A 9,856-nucleotide genomic window follows, 5' to 3' on the forward strand; every position below is an offset into this window, starting at 1 on the left:
AGGAGATCGAGGCGTCGCTCAAGGGCCTGCTCAAGCCGGAGTTCGAGGAGGCGCAGCTCGGTACCGCCGAGATCCGCGACATCTTCCGCTCCAGCAAGATCGGCAACATCGCCGGTTGCATGGTCACGAGCGGCACGATCAAGCGCAACGCGAAGGCACGCCTGCTCCGCGACGGCTCCGTGGTCGCGGACAACCTCGAGTTCTCGAGCCTGCGGCGCGAGAAGGACGATGTGTCCGAGGTCCGCGAAGGCTTCGAGTGCGGTCTCGTGCTCAGGGGCTTCAACGACATCAAGGTCGGCGACATCGTCGAGACGTTCGAATTGCGCGAGAAGCCGCGCGCGTAAGCAGCACCACCCCGGACGTCATCCCGTACGAGCCCCAGCCGGCACGTACGGGGTGACGTCCCACCACTTTCTGGAGGAATTCATGGCTGGTCCGCGCAATGCCAAGGTCGGTGACCGCATCAAGGTCGTCGTGGCGCAGATGCTCGAGCGACGGGTCAAGGACCCGCGGCTGGGGTTCGTGACGATCACGGACGTCCGGATGACCGGCGACGGGCAGCAGGCCTCGGTGTTCTACACCGTGATGGGTGACGAGAAGCAGCGCGACGACACCGCGGCCGCGCTGCGCAGCGCCACCGGGATCATCCGCTCGGAGGTCGGCAAGCAGCTCGGCACCCGCATCACGCCGTCGATCACGTTCTTCCTCGACTCCGTGCCCGAGACGGCCAAGGAGATCGAGGACCTGCTCGCGAAGGTCAAGGCCTCCGATGACGAGGTCGCCTCCCGCACGGTCGGTGCGCAGTACGCCGGCGATGCCGACCCCTACAAGAAGCCCGCGACCGACGAGGACGCTGACGACGAGTGAGCGATCTTCAGTCAGGCCTGGTCATCGTCGACAAGCCGGCAGGCTGGACGTCGCACGACGTCGTCGGCCGCATGCGGCGGCTCGCCTCGACCAAGAAGGTCGGGCACGCGGGCACGCTGGACCCGATGGCGACCGGCGTCCTGGTGCTCGGCATCAACCGGGCGACCCGGCTGCTGGGCTACCTGACCCACGCCGACAAGGAGTACCTCGCGACGATCCGGCTCGGCCAGTCGACCGTCACCGACGACGCCGAGGGCGAGCTCCTCGCGTCAACCCCGGCCGGTCACCTCGACGAGGCGTCCGTGCGCGCGGTGCTTCCGACGTACACCGGCGACATCCAGCAGGTCCCGTCGTCGGTGTCGGCGATCAAGGTCGACGGCGTGCGGTCCTACGCCGCGGTGCGGGCCGGCGACGAGGTCAAGCTCAAGGCTCGCCCGGTCACCGTCTCGACGTTCGACCTGGACGCCGTACGGGTCGAGGGCGACGTCGTCGACGTCGACGTGCGCGTCGTCTGCTCCAGCGGCACCTACATCCGGGCGCTGGCCCGCGACATCGGCGCCGACCTGGGCGTCGGGGGACACCTGACGATGCTGCGGCGCACCCGCGTCGGCGGTTTCCCGCTCAGGCTGGCCCGCACGCTCGAGGAGCTCGAGACCGAGCTGCACGTGATCAGCCTCGACGACGTCGCCCGTGCGAGCTTCGACTCGTACGACCTGCCCGAGCGTGAGGCCAACGACGTGCGCTTCGGCCGGGCACTGACGGGCATCGACCTCGGTGCTCCCCGGGCCGTCGCGATGTTCGACCCGGCGGGACAGTTCCTGGCCCTGTACGAGCAGCGTGGCGGCGTCGCCAAGCCGGTCGCGGTCTTCGTCTAGGGTGCAGGCGTGAGCCTGCGCCGGTCGACCCGTCAGCTGATCCGCCGCGGACTGCTCGCGCTGCTTGCGGCGCAGGTCGCGGCGATCGCCTCGCTGACGGGGGCCGACCGGGCCCGGCGGCTGTTCCGTGACCGCAAGGTCGACGCGCTCGAGGCCACCGCGCCGGTGTCGCACAGCATCAACGACGGCAGCGTCGCCACGACGTACACCTACGGCGCGCTGCTGTTCGACGACATGCTCGCGGCGATCGCCGGCGCCCGGAAGCGGATCCTCCTCGAGACCTACATCATCAAGGGCGACGCGATGGGCCACCGGTTCAAGCAGGCCCTGATCGAGGCGGCCGAGCGGGGCGTCGACGTCTACGTGATCTTCGACGACTTCGCCAATCTCGTGGTGCGGGGGAGCTTCAAGGACTTCCCGGCCTCGGTGCACGTCCTGCGCTATCCGCTGTTCTCGTCGTGGAAGCTGCTCAGCCCGCGGCACCTGGGCCGCGACCACCGCAAGATCCTCGTCGTCGACGACCAGGTGGCGTACGTCGGTGGCTACAACATCGGCGAGGCGTACGCCACGGAGTGGCGCGACACGCACCTGCGGATCGAGGGCCCGGCGGTGTGGGACCTGGACAACGCGTTCGTCGACTTCTGGAACACCCACCCGCGACGGGACACGCCCCGGCTGAAGCAGATGCCGTCGGCCGGGTGGCGGCCCGAGATCCGGGCGCACCGCAACGTGCCGCGGCAGCTGATGTATCCGATCCGTGGGATGTACCTCGAGGCGATCGACCGGGCGCACCTGAGCATCGACATCACCGCGGCGTACTTCATCCCCGACCGCGACATCCTCGAGGCGCTGTTCGAGGCGCGTCGGCGTGACGTCACGGTGCGGATCATCGTCCCGAAGGTCTCCAACCACGTCGTGACCGACTGGCTGTCACGCGGGTTCTACGGCCGGCTGCTGCGGGCCGGGGTCGAGATCCACCGATACACCGATCACATGGTGCATGCCAAGACCGCCACGATCGACGGCGAGTGGACCACGATCGGCACCGCCAACATCGACCGGCTGAGCCTGCTCGGCAACTACGAGATCAATCTGGAGATCCTCGATCCCGGCCTGGCGAAGGGCATGCAGGCGGTGTTCGAGGCCGACTGCGCCAAGTGCGAGCAGCTGACCCTCGCCGAGTGGATGACCCGGCCGTTCGTCGCGCGGGTCTACGAGGCGATCCTGCGGCCCCTCCGGCCGCTGCTGTAGGTCCTGCTCGCGGGATGAGAACGCTCTCATCCCGCCCTCACCGAGGGCTCACGTCCGGTCCCGAGGCTGTTCTCATCAACCCGACTGACTGAGGAGAGCATCATGAACAGGTTCGTACGCACCGGGATCGTCACGCTGGCCGGCACGGTCGCGCTCGGCACGGCAGGATTCTTCGTCGCCGGGGCCGCGCAGGCCGACGACCACGATCCCGTCGTCAAGCGTGAGGACACCGCCAGCTCGTGGGTCCAGTCGACCAACCTCGACGACGACCCGCAGGACGACCGGGGCACCGACGACGACTCGCCGACGACCAACACCAAGAACACGAAGAACACGAAGAACACCGCGCCGACGAAGAACACGGTCAACACCGTCAACACGACGCCGACCAGGAACACCGCGCCGACCACCACCGGTCACACCAGCTGATGTCCGACAGCTGGGGCCTGGCCGGGGGCGACACGATCGCCCCCGGCCTGACGGCCGTCACGGCGGTCGGCGGCGGAACGGTCTACGAGGCGTGGCTGGCGTTCGACGAGCGGCTCTACGCCCCGGTCGTGGTCAAGGTCGTCCGGCCGGGTCAGGTCGAGGACGAGTCGGCCCGCACGGGCCTGGCCCGCGAGGTCGAGATGCTGAGCCGGCTCAACCACCCCGGCATCGCGCGGCTCTTCGCGCACGACGACGCGGGCCCGCGGCCGTACCTCGTGCTGGAGAACATCGACGGGCCGAGCCTGTCGTCGCTGATCTCGTCGCACGGCCACGTGCCGCTGCACCAGCTGCTGCCGCTGGGCCTCGAGCTGTGCTCGGCGCTGCACTACCTGCGCCGGGCGGGTGTGTGCCACCTCGACCTGAAGCCCAGCAACATCATCATGGGCGCGCCGGCGAAGCTCATCGACTTCAGCGTCGCGATGGACGTCAAGGAGGCGGCGGACCTCGACCACCCCATCGGGAGCGACGAGTACATGGCCCCCGAGCAGTGCCGGCCCGGCGACCTCGGCACGATCGGTCACGCCAGCGACATGTGGGCGTTCGGCGCGACGATGTTCCGAGCCGCGGCGGGTTTCCGGGCGTGGGACCGCGAGCCGCGATGGGCGCAGCTGGACACTGAGCCGTACGACCTGCCGCGCTTCGTGCCGGCCGAGGTCGCCGAGCTCATCGGCGCGTGCCTCGTCGACGATCCCGGCGAGCGGCCGGCCCCCGACGAGGTCGCCGCCCGGCTGGAGCCGATGCTGGACCGGCTGCCCCAGGCCCGGCTGTCGGGCTTCAAGATCACCCTCTGAGCGGATCGGGGTGCGCCGGTCAGTCGACGCGGTAGCCGAGGCCCCGGACGGTTGTCACCAGGTCGGCGCCGAGCTTCTTGCGGAGATAGCCGACGTACACGTCGACGACGTTGGAGCCGGGGTCGAAGTCGTAGCCCCACACCTGGGACAGCAGCTGCTCCCGGGACAGGACCAGGCCGCGGTTGCGGAGCAGGACCTCGGCCAGGGCGAGCTCGCGGGCCGACAGGTCGACCTCCCGCTCACCGACGTACGCCCGACGCCGCCGCAGGTCGAGCCGGACGTCGCCGGCGGTCAGCTCGTCGTCGGGGGCGGCCTCGCCGGGGGAGCGCAGCCGGAGCCGGACCCGGGCGAGCAGCTCGCCGAACCTGAACGGCTTGGACATGTAGTCGGCCGCGCCGCCCTCGAGCGCCGCGACGGTGTCGGTGACGGAGTCACGGGCGGTCAGGACGATGACGGGCAGGGCCGGCCGGTCCGCCGAGACCCGCTCGAGGATCCGGAAGCCGTCGAGCCCCGGGAGCCCGATGTCCAGCACCATGAGGTCGAACTCGCCGGTCAGGGCGTAGTCGAGGCCCGTGATCCCGTCGCGGGCGACCGTCGGGGTGAAGCCCTCGGCCTTGAGCCCCTTGGCGACGAACGAGGCGATGCGGTCCTCGTCCTCGACGATCAGGATGCGGTTCATGCGGGAGCTCCCGTCGGGATGCGGAGGCGGAAGGTCGCCCCCGTCGTGGTGTCGTCGAGCACGACCTCGCCGCCGTGCGCCTCGGCGATCGCGCTGACGATCGACAACCCCAGGCCGAAGCCCTCGTCGTCGTCACCCGCGCGGGCGAACCGCTCGAAGATCTGCGTCCTCACCGCCGGGTCGACGCCCGTGCCGGTGTCGCGGACCCACAGCTCGAGCCGGCCCTCGTGCAGGCGGGAGCCGATCGCGATCTCGTCACCGGGCCGGGTGTGGCGGGCCGCGTTGTCGGACATCTGGAGCAGAGCCTGCGTGATGCGCTGGCCGTCCAGCGGGACGGTCGCTCGCGCCACCCCGTCCAGCAGCCAGCGACGGTTGCCGAGCGCGCGGACCCGGTCGACGACGCCGTGCGTGAGCGCCTCGACGTCGGTGGGGTGCGGGTCGACGAAGTCGGGCCGGCGCGCCTTCGCCAGCATCAGGAGGTCGTTGACCAGCCGGGACATCCGATCGATCTCGTCGAGCAGCAGCGCCCGCGTCTCGGCCACGTCCCGCGGGTCGTCGGCGTCGAGCACCTCGAGGTGGCCGCGGAGCACCGTCAGGGGAGTGCGCAGCTCGTGCCCGGCGTCGTCGAGCAGCTGCCGCTGCGTCACGAAGGAGGACTCGAGCCGGTCCAGCATGTCGTTGAACGTCCGCTGCAGCTCGGACAGGTCGTCGTGGCCGGTCACCTCGAGCCGGCCGCCGAGATCGCCGTCGCTGATGCCCTGCGCCGTCTCCCGCAGCCGGCGCACGGGGCTCAGCAGCCGACCCGCGCTCCACGAGGCCAGCCCGGCGATGATGATGACCGACAGCGCGGACAGCAGGGCGTACGTGACCATGAGCTCGTGCAGGTCGTCCCGGCTCGCACTGACGTCATGCGTCACGACGAACGACGAGGTCTCCCCGCCCTGACGGATGGGCTGGACGCTGAACCGGTAGTCCCGCCCGCCGACGGTGAGGGACTCGGTGCCGCCGGTGTCGGACAGCCGCCCGACGAGCGCGCGGAACGACGCCGATCCCTGCAGGACCGGATCGCCCTCGCCCTGGTACGTCGGACCGCCCGTGGCGCGGAAGCCGTAGAGCGACTCGTTGTCGTCGGGGAGGTTGCGCTCGAGGAACACCGTCAGGAGCCGGTCGGCCGAGGCGAACGGGCGCCGGGTCTCCGGATCGTCCTCGGACTGCAGGGCACGGAACTCGCCGATCTCCTGGCTGAGGCTGAGGTCGATGCTGCGGTCGATCCGCCGGGACTCCAGGACGTACAGCGTGACGCCCACGGCGACCAGGGCCAGCGTCGTGAGCAGGGCGATCGTGGCGGTGAGGCGCTGCCGGACCGAGAGGCGGGACAGCGCAGTGACGGTTCTCCTCACCGATCAGTCGTCATCGTCGTCGCTGTCGCGGCCACGGTGGTCGTCATCGTCATCGTCGGGTCCGTCGTCGTCATCGTCGTCGCGCAGCCGGGGAGTCACCTGGGCGTCGTCGTCCGGCTTGGGTGTCGACGTCGTGGTCGGCGACGGGGTGGGGGCGGAGGAGCTCGGCGCGGGGACGATCACGACGGGGTCGGTCCGCTGCGGCGCCTCGTCGGCGCCGGCGGCGACCCGGGCGCCGATGACGACGACCAGCGCCAGCGCGACCACGGCCAGGAGGAGGGCGGGTGCTCGGCGGCGCAGTTCCATGGCCCCACCCTGCCGCATCGCCCGACGCCGGTCGATGAGACGCCGGTGAGAGAGTTCTTAGGTTCGGCTCCGCGTCGGGCCCGGAGGGCCGTGTGGCACAGTTTCCCCGTGACGATCTGGCGCGACTTCCCGGGAGCCTCGACCGCACCCCGGAGCGATCCTGCGGCCGTCACGGTCGGCAACTTCGACGGCGTGCACCTGGGCCACCAGCACGTCATCGCCCGGACCCGGGAGCTCGCCGGCGGGCTCCCGGTCATCGCGGTCACGTTCGACCCCCACCCGCTGGCGGTCGTGGCTCCCGATCACGCGCCGCGCCGGCTCACGACCACCGCACGCCGGGTCGAGCTGCTGCTGGCCGCCGGCGCCGACGAGGTCCGGATCCTGGCGTTCTCACCGGAGATGGCGGCGTGGACGCCGCAGGAGTTCGTCGACCGGGTCCTGGTCGAGCAGCTGCGGGCGTCACTCGTCGCGGTCGGCGACAACTTCCGCTTCGGCCACCGCGCCCAGGGCGACACGACGTTCCTGCGCGAGGCGGGGGAGCGGGCCGGCTTCGGGGTCGACGGCCTGGACCTGGACGGCGGCGCCGAGCCGTACTCCTCGACCCTCGTCCGCCGCCTCGTCGCCGAGGGTCGCATGCGCGAGGCCGGCGAGGTCCTGGGGCGCCCGCACGAGGTGTCCGGCGTGGTCCGCAAGGGTGACCAGCGGGGCCGGGACCTGGGCTACCCGACCGCCAACGTCCCGGTCGACGAGGCGTACGCCGTCCCGCCGGACGGCGTGTACGCCGGCTGGGTCGTCCGCGCCGACGGCCCCCGACTGCCCGCCGCGATCTCGGTCGGGACCAACCCGACGTTCGACGGTGTCGAGCGGCGGGTCGAGTCGTACGTCCTGGACCGCACCGACCTGGAGCTGTACGGCGAGGAGATCCGCGTCGAGCTCGTCGACCTGCTGCGCGGGATGGTCAAGTTCGACGGGGTCGACGCGCTGGTCGTGCAGATGGCCGACGACGTCGAGCGCACCCGCGAGGTCCTCGGGCTGTAGCGGGAGGCGGGCCGTGCGGCGTACGGTCCCTCGCCCGTCAGGCGATGGCCTGCTCGACGGCCTTCGCGACCTGCTCCATCCCGGCCTTGCGGGGGTGCAGCGGGATGCCGTCGCCGAGCTCGGGCACGAGGCCGTTGGTCCACGCGTCGGCGTTGCAGGCGTCGTGGCCCTCGGAGGCCGCGCTCATCGAGACGTACGTCGCGCCCGCGGTCCGGGCGGCGGACGACATCATGGCGTCGATCGCGGCCTCGCCGTCGGCGACCCGGCCGGTGTCGAGCGCGGTGCCGCCGAGCGCCTCGCAGCCCCGGGCCTCGGGGACGACGCGCAGGTAGCCGACCAGCACGACCTCGGCCTCCGGGGCGCGCTCGGCGATGCTGCGCAGGACCTCGACGACGTGACCGCGGGTGCTCCGCAGCACGGCCGGGAGCCGGTCCTCCAGATAGGTGGCGCACGCGTCGCCCTGCTGGGTGCAGGCGCTCGACAACGAGGAGAACAGCCCGGAGTCGTTGCCGCCGATGCCGACCGTGACGAGCTGGGTGTCGGCCTCGACGGCCTCGAGCTGGGCCTTCAGCGGCGTGGTGCTGCCGGGGATCGGCGTCGTCTCCAGGACGTTCGCGGTCGTCGCCCCCGCGCAGCTGACGTCACTGAAGCTCGCGGCGTCGACGGCCTTGGCCACCAGGTGCGCGTAGTTGACGGTGGACCGGGCGCACTCGGTCGACCGGCTGTCGACGGGAGATATGCCGGGGCCGGCGGTGAACGAATCGCCCAGCGCGACGTAGCGCGGACCCTGGGGGGTGTCGAGGGCCGCCGTGCCGGACTCGCCGCCGCAGGCGCCCACGGCGAGCAGGAGGGCAAGGACGACGGGAATCGGGCGCGCGAGGATCATGGCTTCAGGCTAGATCCCCGCCGGGTCACCGATTCGCCCCCGCACCACGGGCGCTGATAGTCTGGTCGTTGCCGTGTGATCGGCCACGGACTGATAGTGCCCCGGTGGATGTGCCCGGGCGCGCCGTGCAACGAATCTCTTGGAGGAGAAAAGTGTCGAAGAAGACTGCTGCGCCCACTGTTGCGGGCGTCGCCAAGGAAGACATCATCAAGCAGTACGCGCTCAGCGACGGCGACACCGGATCCCCCGAGGTCCAGATCGCCCTGCTGACCGCCCGTATCGCGCACCTGACGGGTCACCTGCAGGAGCACAAGCACGACCACCACAGCCGTCGTGGCCTGCTGCTGCTCGTCGGCCAGCGCCGTCGCCTGCTGAACTACCTGCAGAACAACGACATCGAGCGTTACCGCTCGCTGATCGAGCGTCTCGGCCTGCGCCGCTAGACCCTCGGGGCGGTCACTTCTTCGCGAAGTGGCCGCCCCGCCCCATAGGGGCACCATCACAACTCCATCACCGCACCACACCAGACGAGGCCCTCGGGCACGACGCGCTCGGTCCTCGGTAGTGGCCCTCGGAATGCCCACGGCGTCCGCAGGCCTCGATCGAAGACCGGCATGGTTCCACCGCCCGTGCGGCTCTCGTCCCCAACAGGCAGACACACGTCTGCGGAAGGGACATCTATGTCCGAACTCCACTCCGTCGAGACAGTCATCGACAACGGTGCCTTCGGCACCCGCACCATCCGTTTCGAGACGGGCGTCCTCGCCCAGCAGGCGGCCGGCTCGGTCGCCGCGTTCCTCGACGACGACACGATGATCCTGTCGGCCACCACGGCCGGCAAGCACCCCAAGGACCCCTTCGACTTCTTCCCCCTGACGGTGGACGTCGAAGAGCGCATGTACGCCATCGGCAAGATCCCCGGCTCGTTCTTCCGCCGCGAGGGTCGCCCGTCCACGGACGCCATCCTCACCTGCCGCCTCATCGACCGGCCGCTGCGCCCGACCTTCAAGAAGGGTCTGCGCAACGAGGTCCAGGTCGTCATCTCGGTCTTCGCGCTCAACCCCGACCAACAGTACGACGTCCTCGCGATCAACGCCGCGAGCGCGTCGACCCAGATCTCGGGCCTGCCGTTCTCCGGCCCGATCGGCGCCGTGCGCGTGTCCCTCATCGAGGGCCAGTGGGTCGCCTTCCCGAACTTCTCCGACATCGAGAAGTCGGTGTTCGACATGGTCGTCGCCGGCCGGGTCGTGCCCGGTAAGGACGGCGCCGCCGAC

The 9,856-nt window shown here is 70.7% G+C and carries 12 protein-coding genes and 1 pseudogene; 9 read left to right on the forward strand and 4 right to left on the reverse strand.

Features of this window, described 5'->3' with window-relative positions:
- The 6 genes from JWQ91_RS05575 to JWQ91_RS05600 form a co-directional block, all read left to right on the forward strand.
- Positions 1 to 344, forward strand: a 344-nt coding sequence (locus JWQ91_RS05575; RefSeq protein ID WP_297781812.1) for an EF-Tu/IF-2/RF-3 family GTPase, incomplete at its 5' end; no start/stop codon positions are given.
- Positions 345 to 426: 82 nt separating this feature from the next.
- Complete coding sequence (rbfA, locus tag JWQ91_RS05580; RefSeq protein ID WP_297781814.1) at positions 427 to 867, forward strand: 30S ribosome-binding factor RbfA; 441 nt, start codon at positions 427 to 429, stop codon at positions 865 to 867.
- Complete coding sequence (truB, locus tag JWQ91_RS05585; RefSeq protein WP_297781816.1) at positions 864 to 1,742, forward strand: tRNA pseudouridine(55) synthase TruB; 879 nt, start codon at positions 864 to 866, stop codon at positions 1,740 to 1,742. Before rbfA ends, truB begins: the two co-directional genes overlap by 4 nt.
- A 9-nt stretch (positions 1,743 to 1,751) precedes the next feature.
- Positions 1,752 to 2,993 carry a phospholipase D-like domain-containing protein gene (locus JWQ91_RS05590; RefSeq protein ID WP_297781818.1) on the forward strand — a complete coding sequence of 414 codons (1,242 nt, stop codon included), beginning with the start codon at positions 1,752 to 1,754 and terminating at the stop codon, positions 2,991 to 2,993.
- A 102-nt stretch (positions 2,994 to 3,095) separates the two neighbouring features.
- Positions 3,096 to 3,422, forward strand: a complete 327-nt coding sequence (locus tag JWQ91_RS05595; protein ID WP_297781820.1) for a hypothetical protein — start codon at positions 3,096 to 3,098, stop codon at positions 3,420 to 3,422.
- Positions 3,422 to 4,273 carry a serine/threonine-protein kinase gene (locus JWQ91_RS05600; RefSeq protein WP_297781822.1) on the forward strand — a complete coding sequence of 284 codons (852 nt, stop codon included), beginning with the start codon at positions 3,422 to 3,424 and terminating at the stop codon, positions 4,271 to 4,273. Before JWQ91_RS05595 ends, JWQ91_RS05600 begins: the two co-directional genes overlap by 1 nt.
- A gap of 19 nt (positions 4,274 to 4,292) precedes the next feature.
- Here JWQ91_RS05600 and JWQ91_RS05605 read toward each other — a convergent pair whose 3' ends face one another.
- The 3 genes from JWQ91_RS05605 to JWQ91_RS05615 are packed head-to-tail and all read right to left on the reverse strand — an operon-like array spanning position 4,293 to position 6,658.
- Positions 4,293 to 4,952, reverse strand: coding sequence for a response regulator transcription factor (locus tag JWQ91_RS05605; protein ID WP_297781824.1), 660 nt, complete (start codon positions 4,950 to 4,952; stop codon positions 4,293 to 4,295).
- A complete protein-coding gene (locus JWQ91_RS05610; RefSeq protein ID WP_297781826.1) occupies positions 4,949 to 6,352 on the reverse strand; it encodes an ATP-binding protein in 1,404 nt (467 codons plus the stop codon). The genes JWQ91_RS05605 and JWQ91_RS05610 overlap by 4 nt, the downstream gene beginning before the upstream one ends.
- A 3-nt stretch (positions 6,353 to 6,355) precedes the next feature.
- Positions 6,356 to 6,658: a hypothetical protein gene (locus JWQ91_RS05615; RefSeq protein WP_297781828.1), complete on the reverse strand. Its 303-nt coding sequence runs from the start codon at positions 6,656 to 6,658 to the stop codon at positions 6,356 to 6,358.
- 108 nt (positions 6,659 to 6,766) lie between these two features.
- On the opposite strand from JWQ91_RS05615, the gene JWQ91_RS05620 reads away from it, so the two are divergent.
- Positions 6,767 to 7,696, forward strand: coding sequence for a bifunctional riboflavin kinase/FAD synthetase (locus JWQ91_RS05620; protein WP_297781830.1), 930 nt, complete (start codon positions 6,767 to 6,769; stop codon positions 7,694 to 7,696).
- 37 nt (positions 7,697 to 7,733) lie between these two features.
- Here the strand turns inward: JWQ91_RS05620 and JWQ91_RS05625 are convergent, their stop codons facing one another.
- Complete coding sequence (locus JWQ91_RS05625) at positions 7,734 to 8,582, reverse strand: SGNH/GDSL hydrolase family protein (protein WP_297781832.1); 849 nt, start codon at positions 8,580 to 8,582, stop codon at positions 7,734 to 7,736.
- Between the two features lie 152 nt (positions 8,583 to 8,734).
- Between JWQ91_RS05625 and rpsO the strand changes: the two genes are divergently transcribed.
- Entirely contained in the window at positions 8,735 to 9,025 is a 291-nt protein-coding gene (rpsO, locus tag JWQ91_RS05630; RefSeq protein WP_119704410.1) for a 30S ribosomal protein S15, read from the forward strand.
- Between the two features lie 237 nt (positions 9,026 to 9,262).
- Positions 9,263 to 9,856: pseudogene (locus JWQ91_RS05635) on the forward strand (polyribonucleotide nucleotidyltransferase); the annotation flags it as partial.

Origin of the sequence: Aeromicrobium sp., from assembly GCF_025965075.1 — a bacterium.
GTDB lineage: Bacteria > Actinomycetota > Actinomycetes > Propionibacteriales > Nocardioidaceae > Aeromicrobium.